This window comes from Bacillus sp. IS1, assembly GCF_032461585.1.
GTDB lineage: Bacteria > Bacillota > Bacilli > Bacillales > Bacillaceae > Bacillus > Bacillus velezensis.
On record NZ_JAWCWR010000001.1, the window covers coordinates 78,069 to 96,994 of the forward strand.

Annotated in this window: 16 protein-coding genes; 12 read left to right on the top strand and 4 right to left on the bottom strand. The window is 48.5% G+C overall.

Going from position 1 to position 18,926, the window contains the following annotated elements:
- Window positions 1-2 precede the first annotated feature (2 nt).
- On the bottom strand, window positions 3-620 hold the full coding sequence (locus RUW00_RS00470) for a DUF47 domain-containing protein (protein ID WP_003154804.1): 618 nt from the start codon (window positions 618-620) through the stop codon (window positions 3-5).
- 285 nt (window positions 621-905) lie between these two features.
- Window positions 906-2,222 (bottom strand): APC family permease, encoded by a 1,317-nt coding sequence (locus tag RUW00_RS00475; RefSeq protein WP_007610842.1) that lies wholly within the window; start codon window positions 2,220-2,222, stop codon window positions 906-908.
- 321 nt (window positions 2,223-2,543) lie between these two features.
- Between RUW00_RS00475 and RUW00_RS00480 the strand changes: the two genes are divergently transcribed.
- The 3 genes from RUW00_RS00480 to RUW00_RS00490 all read left to right on the top strand — a co-directional run bounded on the left by RUW00_RS00480 (window position 2,544) and on the right by RUW00_RS00490 (window position 6,838).
- Complete coding sequence (locus tag RUW00_RS00480) at window positions 2,544-3,494, top strand: ring-cleaving dioxygenase (RefSeq protein ID WP_007610844.1); 951 nt, start codon at window positions 2,544-2,546, stop codon at window positions 3,492-3,494.
- Window positions 3,495-3,677: 183 nt separating this feature from the next.
- A complete protein-coding gene (locus RUW00_RS00485) occupies window positions 3,678-5,855 on the top strand; it encodes an ArnT family glycosyltransferase (protein WP_280145043.1) in 2,178 nt (725 codons plus the stop codon).
- A gap of 11 nt (window positions 5,856-5,866) precedes the next feature.
- On the top strand, window positions 5,867-6,838 hold the full coding sequence (locus RUW00_RS00490; RefSeq protein ID WP_025649641.1) for a glycosyltransferase family 2 protein: 972 nt from the start codon (window positions 5,867-5,869) through the stop codon (window positions 6,836-6,838).
- Window positions 6,839-6,926: 88 nt separating this feature from the next.
- Here the strand turns inward: RUW00_RS00490 and RUW00_RS00495 are convergent, their stop codons facing one another.
- A complete protein-coding gene (locus RUW00_RS00495) occupies window positions 6,927-7,103 on the bottom strand; it encodes a hypothetical protein (RefSeq protein ID WP_014417532.1) in 177 nt (58 codons plus the stop codon).
- A gap of 99 nt (window positions 7,104-7,202) precedes the next feature.
- On the bottom strand, window positions 7,203-8,552 hold the full coding sequence (htrA, locus tag RUW00_RS00500) for a serine protease HtrA (RefSeq protein WP_176464747.1): 1,350 nt from the start codon (window positions 8,550-8,552) through the stop codon (window positions 7,203-7,205).
- 288 nt (window positions 8,553-8,840) lie between these two features.
- Between htrA and RUW00_RS00505 the strand changes: the two genes are divergently transcribed.
- From RUW00_RS00505 to RUW00_RS00545, 9 genes are all read left to right on the top strand, one after another.
- Window positions 8,841-10,376, top strand: coding sequence for an MFS transporter (locus RUW00_RS00505; RefSeq protein WP_151140249.1), 1,536 nt, complete (start codon window positions 8,841-8,843; stop codon window positions 10,374-10,376).
- A gap of 155 nt (window positions 10,377-10,531) precedes the next feature.
- Complete coding sequence (locus RUW00_RS00510) at window positions 10,532-11,356, top strand: M55 family metallopeptidase (RefSeq protein WP_007407248.1); 825 nt, start codon at window positions 10,532-10,534, stop codon at window positions 11,354-11,356.
- A 14-nt stretch (window positions 11,357-11,370) separates the two neighbouring features.
- Window positions 11,371-12,297, top strand: a complete 927-nt coding sequence (locus RUW00_RS00515; RefSeq protein WP_007610853.1) for an ABC transporter permease — start codon at window positions 11,371-11,373, stop codon at window positions 12,295-12,297.
- Between the two features lie 5 nt (window positions 12,298-12,302).
- Complete coding sequence (locus tag RUW00_RS00520; protein WP_003154782.1) at window positions 12,303-13,250, top strand: ABC transporter permease; 948 nt, start codon at window positions 12,303-12,305, stop codon at window positions 13,248-13,250.
- 5 nt (window positions 13,251-13,255) lie between these two features.
- Window positions 13,256-14,284, top strand: a complete 1,029-nt coding sequence (locus tag RUW00_RS00525; protein ID WP_095271645.1) for an ABC transporter ATP-binding protein — start codon at window positions 13,256-13,258, stop codon at window positions 14,282-14,284.
- On the top strand, window positions 14,281-15,900 hold the full coding sequence (locus tag RUW00_RS00530) for a peptide ABC transporter substrate-binding protein (protein WP_061862112.1): 1,620 nt from the start codon (window positions 14,281-14,283) through the stop codon (window positions 15,898-15,900). Before RUW00_RS00525 ends, RUW00_RS00530 begins: the two co-directional genes overlap by 4 nt.
- Window positions 15,901-15,987: 87 nt before the next feature.
- Window positions 15,988-16,923 (top strand): S66 peptidase family protein, encoded by a 936-nt coding sequence (locus RUW00_RS00535; protein WP_038457752.1) that lies wholly within the window; start codon window positions 15,988-15,990, stop codon window positions 16,921-16,923.
- Between the two features lie 36 nt (window positions 16,924-16,959).
- On the top strand, window positions 16,960-18,027 hold the full coding sequence (locus RUW00_RS00540) for a dipeptide epimerase (RefSeq protein ID WP_206695487.1): 1,068 nt from the start codon (window positions 16,960-16,962) through the stop codon (window positions 18,025-18,027).
- A complete protein-coding gene (locus RUW00_RS00545; protein ID WP_280145044.1) occupies window positions 18,024-18,923 on the top strand; it encodes a C40 family peptidase in 900 nt (299 codons plus the stop codon). The genes RUW00_RS00540 and RUW00_RS00545 overlap by 4 nt, the downstream gene beginning before the upstream one ends.
- Window positions 18,924-18,926: the final 3 nt, after the last annotated feature.

An 18,926-nucleotide genomic window follows, 5' to 3' on the forward strand; every position in this document is an offset into this window, starting at 1 on the left:
CGTTACGCGTTTTTCATAATAATGGTTTCAAGGTTATTGGCAACGCTTTGGCAAGAGTCGGCAATTTCCTCAAGCGTTTCGTAAATCTCGCGGTACTGAATCACTTTAATCGGATCGGTTTCTGTGCCGAACAGATTTTTTAATGATTTACGGTGCAGGTTATCACAGCTGTGCTCGTATTCCTTAATTTTAATGGCGTGAGGGTGAATGTCCTTCAATCGGTTTTCTGCAAGCAGCTCAATCGTGATTAAAATTTCCTTCGCGCACTCTCTGATGTATCCGCTGAACTTATCGATATGCTCATCGGAAGAAGTGATCGAGAAAATCTCCATCATTGCTGAAAAATGTTCGATCCCGTCAAGCACGTCATCGAGGCTGTTTGTCAGCTCAAGGATGTCTTCACGTTCAATGGGAGTGATAAAAGCTTTGTTCAGCTCTTTAATCATGACATGAACATGATTATCTCCTTTTGTTTCAAACTCTTTTAACGTATCGGCAAATTCCTTTAAAGTCGTCTGGTTCGTCACTTTAAAGTTGACAAAGTATTCTGCGGTTTCGTCTATGTTTTTTGCGATTTCTGTTAAAAGGAGTGAGAACTTATCTTTTTTTCTTTTTATCATTAAAAACCCTCCATTGTTTGAATGAGACAATGCACACATCAAATTATTATATAGCCTTTTGTCGAAAAAAAACAGATAAAGTCGAAAAAAACGCCTCTTGATTTTTTCGTAAAAACGTGTCTCATCCTGTTTTTCTTATGTTACCCACTTCGCCAAAAAAACGTAACATACTTCGAATTCAGACATCTTGCTTAAAAAGTATAACAAAAGATGTGAATTTGCTGTCAACTTTTGCACGTGATTTTGCCAGAAAAAAAACGGCTCCCGTAAAAGGAACCGTTTTTATCAGTTTTTTCTGCCGTTTTTCAGCCAAAAATAAAGCGGCAGCCCGGCGAGGCCGATCAAGAGGGACAGCGCGCAGCTCAGTGTATCTGTAATGATCGTGCTGATCAGCACAAACAGTGAACCCGCGATGGCCAAAACAGGAATGATCGGATACAAAGGCACGCTGTAGGCGCGCGGTTTTCCGCCGCTTTTTTTTCTGAGGATAAACACGGCGAAAAAGGCCATGACGTAAAAAATATAAATCATGAAAATAGAGATTTCAGACAGCTTATCGGGATTGCTGGCGATCATAAAAATAATGGCCAGCGCGATCTGAAATGATACGGCAATCCACGGGGTGCGGAACGTCGGATGCACCCGCGAAATCTGTCCGGCAAACGGCAGCTGTTTCCGTTCCGCCATCGCAAACGAGACACGCGGAAAAGCGAGAATCTTTCCGTTTAAACAGCCGAAGATGCTGACGATGATTCCGACGCTGATCAATTTTCCTCCGATGTCGCCAAACAGCATTCCGGCAGCGGTGCCGGTCGCATTTTCACCGAGTTTGACGATGTCGGTCGCAGGAAGAATGTGCAGCAGCGCAAAGTTAATGAAAAGATAAATGGCGGTGACGACCAGCAGTCCGCCCGTCATCGCTCTCGGGAGCAGCTTTTCCGGATTTTTCATCTCGCCGCCGAGTGCCGCAAGCAGAATCCAGCCGTCATAAGCAAACAAGGTGGCCAGTATGGCAGCGCCGAAATTCATGTCCGACATGCTGCTTGTAACGGCTGTAAAAATATGCTGATCGCCTTTCCAAAGGCCGAACACGATCATGCAGATAATCGGAATCAATTTGCCGACAGTCGTAATTCCCTGGACGATGCCGCCATATTTCGTTCCGATAATATTAATGATGCTTAAAAACAAAACGGCTGAAATCCCGATCAATTTAGACCAGCCGGAATCCCAATTGAACAAGTGCGCCATCAAAGAGCCGAAATACAAGCCGATTGCTCCGATAATGGCGGGGCCGTAAATGATAATTTGAACCCATCCGCACAAAAAGCCCCAAAATTCGCCGTACACTTCTTCGAGATATGTATAAAGTCCGCCCGTTTTCGGAATCTGAGTGCCGATTTCCGCAACGGTCAATCCGCCTGCAAGCGTCAAAATACCTCCTAACAGCCACGCGATAAGCGCAGTTTTCGCATCACCGGAGTAGGCAAGCACGGCGCCTGGTTTCATAAATACGCCGGAACCGATGATGGTGCCGATAACAAGTGAGAGGGCGATGGTAAGGCCGATCTCTTTTTTAAGTCCGTTCTCTTCAATCTGCATATCCTTTCCCTCCAGATGTAAAATCGTCATGATGAAAAAACTATTTTCCATATTGTAAACCCTAATTGCTGAAACACGAATAAAATAAATTTTCTGATTTTGTTGTTTTCCCTAAAAGATAAAGGTTTCTGCTTTTGAGAAGGAAAAAATACCGTTTTAAAAGCGAACATTAATGGTTTTTTTATATCAAAAGTTCGTTATTTAGGGAGCGGCAGTCTGCAGACCGTCTGTGAAGCAGATGGGTTGACTTTACGATCCGGATAACATAAATTGTATATATAAATATCTCGAAATCGAGATAATTGACTGGAGGATAACATAATGAAAGTTAATGGAATACACCATGTATCAGCATTGACGGCTGATGCGCAGAAAAATTTAGATTTTTATCGAAATATCCTGGGACTGAAGCTTGTGAAAAAATCCGTAAACCAAGATGAACCGACGATGTATCATTTGTTTTACGGTGATGAAACAGCCAATCCGGGATCTGAATTGACGTTTTTCGAGATTCCGCGGATTGCGCCGTTTCATGCGGGAACAAACAGTATTTCTTCAATCGGGCTGCGTGTCCCGGATGCACAAGCGCTCCAATATTGGAAAAAACGATTTGAAGAGCATCAGGTCTCTCACAGTGAGATCGTGAAAATAGCGGGCAGGGACACACTCGCTTTTCAGGATCATGAAGGACAGCGGCTTGTGCTGACAGCTGACGAAAAAGGAAAAGACATCGGTGAAGCGGTGAAGCAAAGCGGCATACCGGAAGAATATTCTTTCCGCGGTCTTGGTCCCGTTGAATTGACCGTCCCGTATGCAGAACCGACGCTGCGTGTGTTAACCGATGTGCTGGGCTTCACTGAAATCGGGAAAGAAACGCATGAAGACCGGGGCACGGTTACGGTGCTCGAATCCGGAAACGGAGGCGCGCGTACAGAAGTCCATCTCATTGAAAGAAACGATCTTCCGCGCGAGCGTCCTGGAAAAGGCAGCGTGCACCATGTGGCCTTCCGCGTCCAGAATGAAGAGGAGCTTGCTTTATGGCACCGCATCATTACGAAAGAAGGTTTCAGCAACTCAGGCATTGTAGAGCGTTATTATTTCAAAGCGCTGTACTTCCGCGAGCCGAACGGAATTCTGTTTGAATTGTCAACGGACGGTCCGGGATTTATGGTTGATGAAAAACCTGAAGAGCTGGGCAAAACGGTTGCGCTCCCGCCTTATCTCGAACACCGCCGTTCTGAAATAGAAGCGCGGCTGAAACCGATTCAGTAAATCAGAAATCATGACAGATGCCTCCCGGCTTGACGGGGGCATCTTTTTTTTTCTTTTTTACCCGTTTTGTCATTCTTTTTACCTATTTGTAAACGGCAAAATAATTGTCTTTGTTTATTAATAAATTTTTCACATTTGGTTGTTACACTTGTTCAAAGTTAAACAAAAGGAGTGAAAACACAGGTGAAAATGAAAAAACGCGAGATAGACGCAGTCTTAATTCTCATTTTACTCGCTTCCGCATTCTTGAATATGTACAACATCTGGAATGACGATACGGTGAATCCTTATTACACCGCAGCGGTAACGAGTATGCTTCAAAGCTTTCATAATTTCTTTTACGCTTCATTTGACGCAGCCGGGTTTATCACGGTAGATAAACCGCCTGTTACATACCAGATTCAAACGATCAGCGCGCTGATATTCGGTATGCACGGGTGGAGCGTCATCCTGCCTCAGGCATTGGCGGGTGTAGGTTCAGTTCTATTCATGTACTTATTAATAAAGCCGACGTTCGGAAAAACGGCGGCGCGCATCGCCTCATTTGTCATGGCGTGTACACCGATCGCAGTAGCGGTCGCGCGGACGAACAATGTCGATGCTTTACTGGTCTTTTTCCTCTTGTTCGCCACATGGCTTCTCTTTAAAGCGATCAGAAAGGGCAGACTGATCTGGCTTTTGGCGGCATTTTTTGTCGTCGGAGCAGGCTTTAACACAAAAATGCTTCAGGCTTATATGATTTTGCCGGCCTTCTTGCTGTTCTATATGATTGCGGCAAACACCACGATTAAGAAAAAAATCATTTCATTGGTAAGCGCGTTAGCCGTTTTAGCAGCCGTTTCATTGTCATGGCCGCTCATTGTTGACAATATTCCTGCCAGCAAAAGGCCATATGTCGGAAGCAGCCAGACAAACTCCGTATTGGAATTGGCTTTCGGATATAACGGGATTCAGCGGCTGACAGGGCAAAGTTCCGGCGGCGGCCAGGGCGGGCCGGACGGAAACGCATCGAAAGAGATGTCTTCTTCCGGCGGTTCTTCACAAATGCAAAAACCGCCTGGCCAGTCTTCAAGCAGCAGTTCAGCAAGCGGAGACAAATCACAAAACGGCAGTATGACGGCACCTCCATCTAACGGGAAAATGCCAAGCGGCGGCGAAATGCCAAGCGGCGGTCAAGGAGGCCCTCCAAGCGGCGGAGATGGCGGCGGAGGCGGTCCCGGCGGCGGAGGAAAAAGCGGTGCAGGCACCGGCTCGAAAATGCAATCAGGTTCAGGAATGTTCGGTACGGGAACCCCTGGTCCGCTGCGCCTTTTCCAAACGGAATTATCTGATCAGATCAGCTGGCTCCTGCCGTTTGCGATTTTTGGAATGGCCGGTTTATTGATCGCCGGGGCGAGAGAAAGAAGACGATTATCAGCAGAACAGAAGGAAACGATCTTTTGGGCAGCGTGGCTTGTGCCGATTGCCGGATTCTTCAGTGTCGCAGAATTTTTCCACCATTATTATCTCATTATGCTGGCGCCTCCGATCGCGGCACTTGTCGGTGCGGGATGGGTCGCCCTCGTTCATCTGTACCGCAAGCAGGCGGGATGGAAAACTTGGCTATTGCCGGCCGCTATTCTTGTGACAACCGGATTTGAGCTGTTTATCCTCAGAAACTACAATGATCAAATCGGCGCAGGCTGGAGCATCGGAATAGGCGTTATCGGCGCAGTGGCAGCAATCGCTCTGTTCGTATTCAAACAGCGCCAAAAACCGCTCAGTTATTATGTTTCACTTGCAGCCCTTCTCGTCTTGATGGTCATGCCGATTTATTGGGCGAGCACACCGCTTCTGTACGGAGGCAACAGCTCATTGCCTGAAACAGGCCCTCAGCTCGCTTCAACAAGCGGAAAAGGCATGGGAATGGATAACGCATCTGTCAATACAAAACTGATCAACTATTTAGAGAAGCACAACGCCGGAGCGGACTATCTATTTGCAACAACCGATTCCAACACTGCGGCGCCTTACATTATTAAAACGAAAAAAGCGGTCATGGCGATCGGCGGATACAGCGGGTCTGACCCGGCCATTACGCTGGCCCAATTTAAAAAGCTCGTAAAAGAAGGGAAAGTAAAATACTTCTTAGCATCCGGAATGGGCAAAGGCGGAAATAACGATATTGTGCAGTGGGTTGAGAAAAACGGAAAGAAAGTATCTTCAGATAAATGGCAATCAAACACAGATCAGAAAACGAAAAATAGTGATGCAGCTGATAAAAAAAGCAGCAAGACCTCAGGTAAAAACAGCCGAATGAGCGGCGGGCCGGGCGGAATGAATCAATCAGCTTCACTATACGAACTTCAATCTGATGAATAGGAGGAAAAAACATGAGCAGACATATTCAATATTCAATAGTCGTCCCGGTTTATAACGAGGAACTCGTCATTCAGACAACCTATCAGCGTCTGAAAGAAGTGATGGATCAAACAAAAGAGCATTATGAATTGATCTTTGTCAATGATGGAAGCAAAGACCGCAGTATTGAGATTTTAAGAGAGCAAAGTCTGATTGATCCGAGAGTGAAAATTATTGATTTTTCCAGAAACTTCGGACATCAGATCGCGATCACAGCGGGTATGGATTATGCAGAGGGGAATGCAATCGTCGTCATTGACGCCGATTTGCAGGACCCTCCTGAATTAATCCTTGATATGATTGAGCAGTGGAAAGAAGGCTACGATGTGGTGTACGCCGTCAGAACGAAACGAAAGGGAGAAACCTTTTTCAAGAAACAGACGGCCTCTATGTTTTACCGGCTGCTGCGGAACGTGACTGATATTGATATTCCGCTCGACACCGGAGATTTCCGCCTGCTGGACAGAAAAGTCTGTGATGAGATGAAAAAATTAAAAGAAAAAAATCCTTTTGTCAGAGGGCTCGTCAGCTGGGTTGGCTTTAAGCAGACTGCTGTAGAATATGAACGAGATGAGCGGCTTGCGGGGGAAACGAAATACCCGCTTAAAAAAATGCTGAAGCTTTCCATGGACGGGATCACAACGTTCTCTCATAAACCGCTCAAGGCGGCAAGTTATGCGGGAATGATCATGTCCGGAGCGGGTTTTCTCTATATGTTTATCGTTTTATACATGAAGCTGTTTACGAACAGCACCATTACGGGCTGGTCCTCTCTGATTGTGATACAGCTGTTATTCAGCGGCATCGTTCTATTAATGCTCGGAATGATCGGCGAATATATCGGAAGGATTTATGACGAAGCAAAAGACCGTCCGCTCTATATCGTGCAAAAAGCGTACGGCATTAAAAACGAAAAGATTTATCGGGACCAGCATATGTCTTAACCGAAGCACCCTGTCCGGCCAGCGGACAGGGTGCTTTTATGTGAAATAAAAGCCGCGGGATGACAGAATGTCCCGCGGCTTTTTTTATTCATCTGCGGCCGGTCTGCGTGTGCAGAGAGCGCATGATCAGTCCGGTTCCCGAAAGGTTCAGTAAAATGCTTGCACCAAGCGTCATTCCCCAAGCAGCGTTTTGCTGAGGAAGCTGAATGCTCAGCTGCAGCAAGATCAGACCGGTAACGACCAGCAAAAGTCCGGTTTGTTTCATGTGTATGTATCCTCCTTTGTACACTAAGTCATACGGCTGATCCAGGCCTAAAGTTTCATCCGTATATAAAAAATCCAAGGCGGCCGCCTTGGATTTTTGTTAAGAAGATGTTTCTTCTTTTTGAGTCAGTTTCATTTTTTTCGTCATTTCCTTGCCGTTTCTGATAATCTTCACGTCAACGGTGCTGCCGACTTTCGTATTCTTGTAGAGAATATTGCGAAGTTCGCTGCCCGTGTCGGTTTCTTTCCCTTTTAAGCTGATAATGATGTCTTCTGCTTTTAATCCGGCTTTGGCTGCAGGTGAGCCCTGCGCCACTTCGCGAATATAAACGCCTTTATTCAGCTGTTTGCCGAAAAGCCCGAGTGTGCCTTCCTGATAGTTTTGCGGCACTTGTTCCAAGTCGATCATGCTCACGCCGATATAAGGGCGCTCCACCTGTCCTTTCGTGAGAAGCTCTTCGGCGATCGGTTTTACATCGTTGCTCGGGATAGCAAAGCCGATGCCTTCTACATCACTTTCGCTGATTTTCATGCTGTTGATGCCGATGATTTTGCCGTCTGTATTCAAGAGCGGTCCGCCGCTGTTTCCGGGATTGATGGCGGCATCGGTTTGGATGACGTTGATGCTTGACTCACCGGCTGACGTAGAGATCGAGACGGTTCTGTTTAAGCCGCTCACGATGCCCTGTGTGACGGTGCGGGAAAGGTCTTTTCCGAGCGGATCACCGATGGCGATGACGGATTCACCCGTTCTGAGAGCGGATGAGCTGCCGAAGCTTGCCGTTTTTGTCACGTGTTTATCACTGATTTCTAAAACGGCCAAGTCTGTCAGAGAGTCGCTGCCGACGAGTTTAGCTGTTACATCGGTGCCGTCATATAATGACACTTTAAGGGAAGAGGCGCCTTCGACCACGTGGTTATTCGTAATGATATACGCTTTGCCGTTTGCTTTCTTAAAAATAACGCCTGAACCCGATCCCGTTTCCGCATCTTCACCCGATGAATTTGAGTTTGAATCTGAGCTTGATCCGAATCCGAATAAATCGGAACTGCTTTGCTGCTTCTGCAGATTGGTGATTCCGACGATCGCCGGTGAAATGTCTTCCACCATATTCGAAATGCTGCTTGAATTTGCTGATGAGCTGTTTGACGATTTGCTGCTGCCGGAATCAGAAGATGTCTGCTTGGCGGTTACCGATGACGTTTCCTGAGCGGGAGCCGTATTGGAAGTATCTTGAGTCTGATGGTCTCCAAGCGGCGTAAATGTATAGATGCCGAGGGCGAGCCCTCCGCCGATCACTCCGCCGAGAAGCGGTCTGAACCAGCCGAAGCTTCGTTTTTTCTTGTCCTCGTCCGACGCGGAATATCTGGCCGGCTGCGGGTTTTCTTTTACTAAAAGGACTTCCTGTTCTTTTTGGTCTGTCCGATTTTCATCACGATAGTTATCCATCATGTTCACTCCGTTTCTCTATTTTCATCATAGCATGATTTGCCTATTATTACTGACTCCATCTTAAACAAAAAGTGTGGGATAATAATGAAAAGATTGTGGGAAATTGTGAAAAAGGCGTAATCGGACGGAGGCGCTTTATATTGACAATTTCCATCGGATTTGAAATAATAAATGAGATATTATGTTCAATCCTTCACATGAAAAGATATGAAAAATTCTGTCAAGCTAATGGGGGAAATCTGTTAGCTTTTTCACTTTGTTAAATAGTCAGAAAGGAGTTGTCAAATGAAAGAAAAACATCATTGGATTATTTCTCTGCTCGCTGTATTGGCGGTCGGGCCGGGGCTGATGTCGAATACCGCACTTTCGGCTGTCCAAAGCCTTGTCCGGCAGACGGTCGGCGGTGAAAACTTTGACTCTTTTCATCCGATTATTATCGGTAATATGGCATTTGCCTTATTCGTGCCGGCGGGGCCGTATTTAAGAAAAAGATTCGGCTCCCGGCCTGTCTATATGATTTCGATGGCCGCGGGTGTCATCGGAGCGCTCCTTGCTGCTGTGACAAATGATATTTACCCGCTCGCCGCGGGCCGTTTTTTACAGGGAGCTGCGGCGGGCACTATGCTGATGATTATGATCCCGATGCTGGTGCTTTCGTTTCCGATTGAGCGCCGGAATTACGCATTATTTGTGTTAATCGGCGGATTTTACGGGTCCGTCATTATGGGGACCGTTTTAGGCACGGCGGCGGCAAGCGCCGGCCATTGGCATTGGCTGTTCGGCATTTTTGGCCTGCTGTCTTTTTTCGGCCTCATTTTCAGTTATATGTGGCTGCGGGATGACGCTCATAAAAATGCTGAAAAATCTCCATTTGACGGCATCGGTTTTCTGTTAGCGGGTGTATCAGCCGTGCTGACCGCCTATACATTTATTCATCTGCCGAAATGGGGCTTTTCATCATGGCAGACATTGGCGGGATTTGGAGGAAGCATCGTCATTCTTCTGATCTTGCTGATCATGCAGTACAGAAACGAACATGCGCTGATTTCGATTAAACTTATGCTGATTCCAAAGCCGATTCTGGGTGTTTTCATGATCGCTGCGGGCAGTATTTCCATAGCGGTCAGTCTTTCTGCATTTCACGGGGAGCTTCAGACCGCATATCATATGTCACAAACTCAACAGATATTCCTTTATGCGAGCCTTTTGGGAGGCGTGGCCATCGCCGCTGTCATCAGTGCATTAGCATATGATAAAGTCGGTCCGGGCATGCTCGGCATAACAGGCTCTGTTATACTGGTGTTCGTGAATTTCCAATGGATGACGGCGGATCATCATATACCGCTTATTCTATTTGCGGGGCTTTTCGTGATGCTGGCGGCCGGGACAGGGCTTATTGTGGCAGCCGGACTGATGGGAGCCGCGTTGGGCGGACCGCTTCCGGAACTGGTGAAACGCATGACGGCAGTTCAGTTTTTAAGGCTGTTCATTTATATGGGCGCACCTGTTTTAATAGGGTATTTTACGAAAAGAGATGCTTCCGGCATGCTCCGGGGCGCGCGCGGCACACAATCGCCGCATGACCTGCTGATGGGGACATACAGCGATTTGTTTCTTATTGCTTTCATCTTAAGCTTGCTTTTAGTGTGTTTATCATTTGTCATGAATGCGACCGGCATGGGACATAAGCTGGCGCATAAACCGCATGCCGTCCGTAAGCAGGCGGCTGAACCGATCAGGCATCAGGTCATTCCCGATCGTGAATACAGAAGTGCGGTCAGACAGTTTCAGCGTCATCATATAAGCAAAAACGGTATGTAACTTTTTCTATCAGCAAACCCTTTTCCCGGTGAAAAGGGTTTGTTTTTTCCCATAATAGCAGAATGGTATATTGCATGTTTCATCCTTTTTTAATATAATTTGTTAGAATATTCATAATTTAATATCGAAATTTTAAGTAAAAAAGGAGGCATTACATGAAACTGTATCTATCTGTGGATATGGAAGGGATTTCCGGACTGCCTGATGAAACATTTGTCAATTCCCGCATGCACAATTATGAGCGCGGCAGGGTTCTGATGACCGAAGAAGCAAACTGGTGCATCGCAGAAGCGTTTAATAACGGATGCACGGAAGTGACCGTGAATGACAGCCACTCAAAGATGAATAATCTGCTCGCGGAAAAACTTCACCCTGAGGCAGAGCTGATTACGGGGGATGTCAAGCCGTTTTCCATGATGCAGGGGCTTGATGAATCGTATTCAGGTGTGATGTTTATCGGCTATCATGCGAGAGCGTCGATGCCGGGCGTCATGTCGCACAGCATGATATTCGGCGTCCGCCACTTTTACATAAATGATAAGCCGGTCGGTGAACTGGGGTTAAATGCCTATCTCGCCGGATTTTACGATGTCCCGGTCATCATGGCTGCCGGAGATGATTGCGCCGCAAAAGAAGCGGAGGAGCTGATCCCGAATGTGACGACTGCCGCCGTCAAACAAACCATTTCAAGAACCGCGGTCAAATGCCTGTCCCCTCAAAAAGCCGGACGGCTCCTGACGGAAAAAACAGCCTATGCGCTCAAAAATAAAGATAAGGTCAAACCGCTGACTCCGCCTGAAAGACCTGTATTAGGCATTGAATTTGCCAACTACGGACAGGCTGAATGGGCCCATTTAATGCCGGGCACAGAAATCATCCCGGGAACGACAATCGTTCAATTTCAGGCAAAAGACATGCCGGAAGCCTATCAGGCCATGCTCGTCATGACAGAACTCGCCATGAGAACAACATTCTGTTAAAGGGGTGAACGGCATTGCTGCGGTATTTTATCAAACGTTTTATCGCCATGATTATGACCGTCCTCGTCATTACCACTCTGACATTTGTCATGATGAAAGTGATACCCGGCTCGCCTTTTAACGAAGAGCGGGGCACAAACGAAGCGGTCCAGCGAAATCTCGAATCCTACTACCATCTGAACGAACCTCTTATCACTCAATACGCCATCTATCTAAAATCCATTCTTACCTTTGATTTCGGTCCTTCAATTAAAAAACCGTCAGACAGTGTAAACGCCATGCTTGAACGCGGGTTTCCGGTCTCATTTGAGCTTGGGATAACGGCGATCATCATCGCTGTTATTTCAGGACTCGCGCTCGGCATAATGGCCGCTCTCAGGCGCGGCGGCTTTCTCGATTATGCGGCCATGAGCCTTGCGGTGCTCGGGATTTCTATTCCGAATTTTATTATGGCTACGCTGCTGATTCAGCAATTTGCGGTTCATCTGAAATGGTTTCCGGCAGCTACCTGGACGAGTCCCGTTCACATGGTCCTGCCGACTGTTGCGCTTGCCGTCGGTCCCATGGCCATTATCGCGAGGCTGACAAGATCAAGCATGGCCGAAGTGCTGACTCAGGATTACATCCGCACGGCAAAAGCAAAGGGGCTTTCTCCCGTCAAAATTGTGATCAAACACGCATTAAAAAACGCTCTTATGCCTGTTGTGACAGTACTCGGGACGCTTGCCGCAAGTATTTTAACGGGCAGTTTCGTCATCGAGAAAATTTTTGCCATACCGGGAATGGGCAAATATTTCGTAGAAAGCATCAATCAGCGTGATTACCCGGTCATCATGGGAACGACCGTATTTTACAGTGTGATTCTGATCGTCCTGCTGTTTCTGGTTGATTTGGCATACGGCCTGTTAGACCCGCGCATAAAACTTCATAAGAAAGGGTGATCCTGATGAATCTCCCGCAAGAAACGGTAAAACACACAGAAGTGCCTGATGACTGGTTTCAGCCGGGCGCGGAAAGAAAGGGTGAAACCGAGTCGGTCAAGCGTCCGAGCCTGTCTTACAGTCAGGATGCGTGGCGGCGGCTTAAAAAGAACAAATTGGCGATGGCCGGCCTTGTGATATTATGCTGCCTGTTTCTATCGGCTGTGTTCGGTCCGCTGATATCACCGCACAGCGTGACAAGGCAGACGCTCGCCGAGCAGAATCTTCCGCCGTCTTTTTCACACTGGTTCGGAACCGATGAACTTGGCCGGGACGTGTTTACAAGAACGTGGTACGGAGCGAGGATCTCTTTATTTGTCGGTGTGATGGCGGCGCTGATCGACTTTTTGATCGGCGTTATCTACGGAGGCGTCGCCGGATACAAAGGGGGCCGGACAGACAGCGCCATGATGAGAATCATCGAGGTTCTCTACGGATTGCCGTATCTGCTCGTTGTCATTTTGTTAATGGTGCTGATGGGGCCGGGGCTCAGTTCCATTATCGTCGCTCTGACCGTGACGGGATGGGTCGGCATGGCGCGGATTGTCAGAGGGCAGGTGCTGAGGATGAAGCATGATGAACACGTATTGGCTTCGAAAACGTTTGGAGCGAAAACATTTCGGATCATTAAGAAAAATCTGCTGCCGAATACGATGGGAGCCATTATTGTCCAAATGACGCTTACGGTGCCGGCGGCGATTTTTGCGGAATCATTTTTAAGTTTTCTCGGACTCGGCATTCAGGCGCCGTTTGCAAGCTGGGGCGTCATGGCAAACGACGGGCTGCCGGCGATTTTATCAGGCCATTGGTGGCGGCTGTTTTTTCCCGCTTTTTTCATTTCCTTAACGATGTACGCGTTTAACGTACTTGGAGACGGCTTGCAGGACGCGTTAGACCCGAAACTGAGGAGGTAGGAAAAATGGCGCAGCAAGTTCTTTCCGTTCAAAATCTGCATGTTACTTTTTCAACATACGGAGGCACTGTAAAAGCCGTCAGAGGCGTCAGCTTCGATTTATATAAAGGTGAAACGTTTGCGATCGTCGGTGAATCGGGCTGCGGAAAAAGCGTGACGTCACAAGCCGTGATGGGTCTTCTTCCGAAACATTCGGCAAAGATTGAATCCGGAAGCATACAATTTAAACAGAAAGACCTTTGCCAAATGTCGGATCGGGAAATGCGGGGAATCCGGGGGCGCGATATTTCTATGATCTTTCAGGACCCGATGACGGCGCTCAATCCGACTTTGACCATAGGGGATCAGCTCTCAGAAGCGCTGTTGGAACACCGCGCCATGACAAGAAAACAAGCTGAATCCGAAGTTCTCGCCATGCTGGATCTGGTCGGTATCCCGGACTCGAAATCCCGCCTGAAGCAGTACCCCCACCAATTAAGCGGGGGCATGCGGCAGCGGATCGTGATCGCGATGGCTCTGATCTGCGAGCCGGAAATTATGATCGCCGATGAACCGACAACGGCTCTTGATGTGACGATTCAAGCACAAATCCTTGAATTATTTAAGAAGATTCAAAGAAAAACAGGCGTGTCTATTATTCTGATCACGCATGATCTCGGCGTCGTCGCTCAGACCGCCGACAGAGTCGCCGTCATGTATGCGGGGAAAATCGCCGAAATCGGCACGAGGCATGATATTTTTTACCGTCCGGCTCATCCATACACAAAGGGGCTGCTTCGTTCAGTGCCGCGGCTGGATATGGAGGATAGTGAGCTTTCGCCGATTGACGGGACGCCGCCTGATTTATTCGATCCGCCGCCGGGCTGCCCGTTTGCCGCCCGCTGCCCGGACAGGATGATCGTCTGTGAAAAGGTATACCCGGCAACAACCGTGACATCCAAAAGCCATATCGTTAATTGCTGGCTTCAGGATCACCGTGCAGAGCGGCTGAAGCAGCAGCTGACGGCAGCAGAGGAAAAAGGGGGATTGAAATGAAAAAGAGATGGGCGATCGGTGTGATTGCTGTTGTTTCGTTTGCTTTGATGGGCTGTACAGCCAATGAACAGGCGGGGACAGAACCCGGCAAAGCAAAAGAACAGGGGGGTGAAACGGTGCTGCGGCTCAATAACGAAAATGAGCCGACCTCACTTGATCCGCCGATCGGATTTAATAATGTTTCCTGGCAGCCGCTGAATAACATCATGGAAGGATTGACGAGGCTCGGAAAAGATAATAAACCCGAACCGGCCATGGCGGAAAGCTGGAAGGTGTCCGCTGATAAGCTGACATATACCTTCAATATCCGTGATAACGCCGAATGGACAAATGGCGATCCCGTTACGGCGGAAGACTTCGTGTACGCCTGGAAACGGATGCTCGATCCGAAAACGGGCGCATCTTCCGCATTTCTCGGCTATATGATCAAAGGCGGGGAGGAATTTAACAGCGGAAAAGGCAAAAAAGAAGACGTGAAAATCACGGCAAAAGATAAAAAAACGCTTGTCGTCACATTGGCGGCACCGCAGGATTATTTTCTGAGCGTCGTGTCCAATCCGGCGTATTTCCCGATTAATGAGAAGGTCGCCAAGGCTGATCCGAAATGGTTCACTGAAGCAAAAACCTTTGTCGGCAACGGGCCGTTCAAACTGACGGAATGGAAGCATGACGACAGCATGACGATGGTCAAAAACGAGACGTATTGGGATAAAAAGACGGTGAAACTGGATAAAGTCACATGGGCGATGGTCAGTGACCGGAATACCGACTATCAGATGTTCCAGTCGGGGGATTTGGATACCGCCTTTGTGCCGGCAGAGCTGAGCGAGCAGCTGATGGGAGGAAAAAATGTCCGCACGTGGGATCAGGCCGGACTCTATTTCTATCGTTTTAACGTAAAAATGGAGCCGTTTCAAAATGAAAAGATCAGAAAAGCGTTCGCGGCAGCGATTGATCAGAAAGAAATCACGGATTATGTGACCAAAAACAGTGAAAAACCGGCACATGCCTTTGTATCCCCGGGATTTACTCAGCCTGACGGGAAAGATTTCCGCGAAGCGGGCGGCAGTTTATTAAATCCGGATGAATCAGAAGCCAAAAAACTGCTGGAAAAAGGCATGGCGGAAGAGCATTATGACAAGCTGCCCGCCGTTACATTGACATACAGCACAAAACCGGAGCATAAGAAAATAGCGGAAGCGGTTCAGCAGAAGCTCAAAAGTGTGCTCGGTATAGACGTTAAGCTCGCCAATATGGAATGGAACGTCTTTTTAGAAGAGCAGAAAGGACTGAAGTTCCAGTTCTCTCAAAGCTCATTTTTACCGGATTACGCAGATCCGATCAGTTTTCTTGAGGCTTTCCAAACGGATAATTCCATGAACCGCACCGGCTGGGGCAGCGCGGCATACGACGGCTACATCAAGCAGGCAAAACAGGAGGCCGATGCCAAAAAACGTTTTGCGCTCATGCATAAAGCGGAAAAGCTGCTCATGAATGAGGCTCCGATCATTCCGATTTACTTTTACAATCAGGTGCATCTGCAGAACAGCGGCGTGAAGGGCATTGTTCGGCACCCCGTCGGTTACATTGATCTGAAATGGGCGGAAAAGTCCTGATCTTACAGCGGAAACATATGCCGCTCTTTATCCATTAAAGGAGCGGCGTGTTTCACTTTTCAATCCGGAAAGGAGATTGAAAAAGTTATGAACCATAAACCGAAAGCACTGCAAAAAGGCGACACGGTCGGTGTGATTGCGCCCGCAAGCCCGCCTGAGAGCGGGACGCTGCAAACCGCGCTGCTGTTTTTAGAGAATGAGCTTGGCCTTCATGTGAAACTCGGCCGGGCGCTGAAGACCCGTCACGGCTATTTGGCGGGAGAAGACCGGGCGCGTCTCGATGATCTCCATGACATGTTTAGCGATCAGAATGTCAAAGCGGTGATATGCGCGTGCGGAGGATTCGGCACGGGCCGCATTGCCGCCGACATCGATTTCGGCTTAATCCGCCGCAATCCGAAAATTTTCTGGGGATACAGTGATATCACGTTTTTACATACCGCCATTCATCAAAATACAGGGCTCGTCACATTTCACGGCCCGATGCTGAGCACGGATGTCGGGCTTGAAGACGCTGATCCCCTGACAAAAGCGTCGTATCATCAGCTTTTTACAGAAACGGAATTCACCTATACGGAGGACATTTCTCCCTTAGAGGTGCTGACAGGCGGAAGGGCCGAGGGAGAGCTTGCGGGCGGCAATCTGTCGCTCATTACGTCCACGCTCGGCACGCCGTTTGAAATTGATACGAAAGACAAATTGCTGTTTATCGAGGATATTGATGAGGAGCCGTATCAAATCGACAAAATGCTGAATCAATTAAAGATGGCAGGAAAACTGTCAGACGCAGCCGGAATCCTGGTCTGTGATTTTCACCAATGCGAACCGAAAAACAAAGAAAAGTCCCTTACCTTAGAGCAAGTGCTGAATGATTACATTGTCAAATCAGGGAAGCCCGCGCTTAAAGGCTTTAAAATCGGCCATTGTTCACCGAGCTTCGCCGTTCCGATCGGAGCCCGCGCGGTTATGGATACGGCGGCCAAAGCGGTAACGATTGAATCGGGGGTTTCCGGAAGGGAGTGATCAGGCGTGAGGATAACAGATATTCAAACGGGACGGATGTCCGTGCCGCTGAAAAAGCCGTTTAAGACCGCTTTACGCACGGTTTACAATGCTGAATCGGTCATTGTGAAGCTCACTTTTGACAACGGTCTGACCGGCTGGGGGGAGGCGCCGCCGACGGTTGTCATTACAGGCGACAGCACGGCCGGTATTGAAAGCGCCGTCCACGATGTGCTGAAGCCCGTTCTCTTGGGGCGGAGCCTTTTCGGCACGGAAGCTGTTCTGTATGATATCAGCCGGCTGTTGGAAAGAAATCAAAGCGCAAAAGCCGCGGTGGATATGGCTGTATATGACGGATGGGCGCAAATGCACGGACAGCCGCTTTACCGGCTTCTCGGCGGCTATCGGAATACACTGGAAACAGATTTTACCGTCAGCGTCAATTCTCCTGAGGAGATGGCGGGGGATGCAGACCGTTATATGAACAAAGGATTTCATATTTTAAAAATAAAAGTCGGCATAGGTGACATATCGGACGATGTTGCCCGGATTCAGGCGATCAGATCACGTGTCGGCGGAAACGTCAAACTGAGATTGGACGCCAACCAAGGCTGGACGCCGAAAGAAGCCGTGACTGCGATCCGAAAGATGGAAGACGCCGGCCTCGGCATTGAGCTGGTCGAGCAGCCTGTTCATAAAGACGATATCGCCGGGCTGAAGCAGGTTACCGATGCCGTAGACACGCCGATTATGGCGGATGAGAGCGTCTTTACCCCTCGTCAGGCCTTTCACGTGCTGCAGACGAGAAGCGCCGATTTAATTAATATTAAGCTGATGAAAGCGGGCGGCATAAAGCAGGCGGAAACAATCAATGCGATGGCCGAAACGTGCGGCGTGGAATGCATGGTCGGCAGCATGATTGAGACCAAGCTCGGCATCACCGCCGCGGCTCATTTTGCCGCGGGCAAACGGAATGTGACAAGGTTTGATTTTGATGCGCCGCTTATGCTGAAAGATGATTTGATTCAAGGCGGCATCACATACAGCGGCAGTCAGATTACGATTCCCGACGAACCGGGTCTCGGCATTACCGGTGTGTCGATACAAGAGGAGGCGAAAAGATGAGAGCAGCCGTTACAGCGGCGGCAGCCAACGTATGGACGCTGCCGTCATCTCCCCGTTCGGATGATGCGCCGATGCTTGAAAACCCGCCGCAGATCAGAAAATGGTTAGCGTTTATGGGATATGAAGAGCGGCTGCAATTATGCACAGACAACCTTGTCCAAACGCAAGCGCTTTTCGGGGAAGAAGTGATCATTCTCAAAGAGGAAGGGGAATGGGCTTTTGTCGCCGTTTCCGGCCAGCCTTCAAACAAGGATGCGCGCGGATATCCGGGCTGGATGAAAAAAAGCCAGCTTTCAAAAGACGGCTTTCATACATCTTCCCCCGCCGTATGGATTACCAAACCGACAGCTTTTTTATATCACACAAACGGCGAACCGGACTTGGAAGTAAGTTTCTTAACGCGTCTTCCGGCATCAGGACGTGAGAAAGGCTTTTTCCGGGTGCTGACGCCCCTCGGAGAACGGTTCGTAAATGAAGCTGACGCAGACGAGTGCCGGCATACGGAAGGACGGGCGGCCGATGTCATCGAAACGGGCATGATGTTTCTCGGGCTTCCGTATTTATGGGGAGGACTGAGCGGTTTCGGGTTTGACTGTTCCGGGTTTATGTATTCGATATTTAAAGCAAACGGCTATACCCTTCCCCGTGATGCAAAGGACCAAGCAAAAGCCGGATGCGGCGCGGCGGTAAACGATATCCGGCCGGCTGACCTTTTGTTTTTCGCCTATGAAGAAGGAAAAGGCGCGATCCACCATGTCGGTTTGGCGCTGGGAGACGACCGAATGCTGCACTCCCCGAAAACGGGGAAAACAATCGAAGTGCTGTCTTTGGAAGGAACCGTCTATGAAAAAGAATTATGCACCGTACGCCGCTGTATAAGCGAAAAGGGGGAATAGAAA

What these genes read in the sequence shown, in the direction of transcription:
- RUW00_RS00535 (WP_038457752.1), top strand. Translation starts at nt 15,988, where the DNA reads ATGAACCATAAACCGAAAGCACTGCAAAAAGGCGACACGGTCGGTGTG.
- RUW00_RS00475 (WP_007610842.1), bottom strand. Translation starts at nt 2,222, where the DNA reads ATGCAGATTGAAGAGAACGGACTTAAAAAAGAGATCGGCCTTACCATC.
- RUW00_RS00510 (WP_007407248.1), top strand. Translation starts at nt 10,532, where the DNA reads ATGAAACTGTATCTATCTGTGGATATGGAAGGGATTTCCGGACTGCCT.
- RUW00_RS00470 (WP_003154804.1), bottom strand. Translation starts at nt 620, where the DNA reads ATGATAAAAAGAAAAAAAGATAAGTTCTCACTCCTTTTAACAGAAATC.
- RUW00_RS00505 (WP_151140249.1), top strand. Translation starts at nt 8,841, where the DNA reads ATGAAAGAAAAACATCATTGGATTATTTCTCTGCTCGCTGTATTGGCG.
- RUW00_RS00520 (WP_003154782.1), top strand. Translation starts at nt 12,303, where the DNA reads ATGAATCTCCCGCAAGAAACGGTAAAACACACAGAAGTGCCTGATGAC.
- RUW00_RS00525 (WP_095271645.1), top strand. Translation starts at nt 13,256, where the DNA reads ATGGCGCAGCAAGTTCTTTCCGTTCAAAATCTGCATGTTACTTTTTCA.
- RUW00_RS00545 (WP_280145044.1), top strand. Translation starts at nt 18,024, where the DNA reads ATGAGAGCAGCCGTTACAGCGGCGGCAGCCAACGTATGGACGCTGCCG.
- RUW00_RS00490 (WP_025649641.1), top strand. Translation starts at nt 5,867, where the DNA reads ATGAGCAGACATATTCAATATTCAATAGTCGTCCCGGTTTATAACGAG.
- htrA (WP_176464747.1), bottom strand. Translation starts at nt 8,552, where the DNA reads ATGGATAACTATCGTGATGAAAATCGGACAGACCAAAAAGAACAGGAA.
- RUW00_RS00480 (WP_007610844.1), top strand. Translation starts at nt 2,544, where the DNA reads ATGAAAGTTAATGGAATACACCATGTATCAGCATTGACGGCTGATGCG.
- RUW00_RS00530 (WP_061862112.1), top strand. Translation starts at nt 14,281, where the DNA reads ATGAAAAAGAGATGGGCGATCGGTGTGATTGCTGTTGTTTCGTTTGCT.
- RUW00_RS00540 (WP_206695487.1), top strand. Translation starts at nt 16,960, where the DNA reads ATGTCCGTGCCGCTGAAAAAGCCGTTTAAGACCGCTTTACGCACGGTT.
- RUW00_RS00495 (WP_014417532.1), bottom strand. Translation starts at nt 7,103, where the DNA reads ATGAAACAAACCGGACTTTTGCTGGTCGTTACCGGTCTGATCTTGCTG.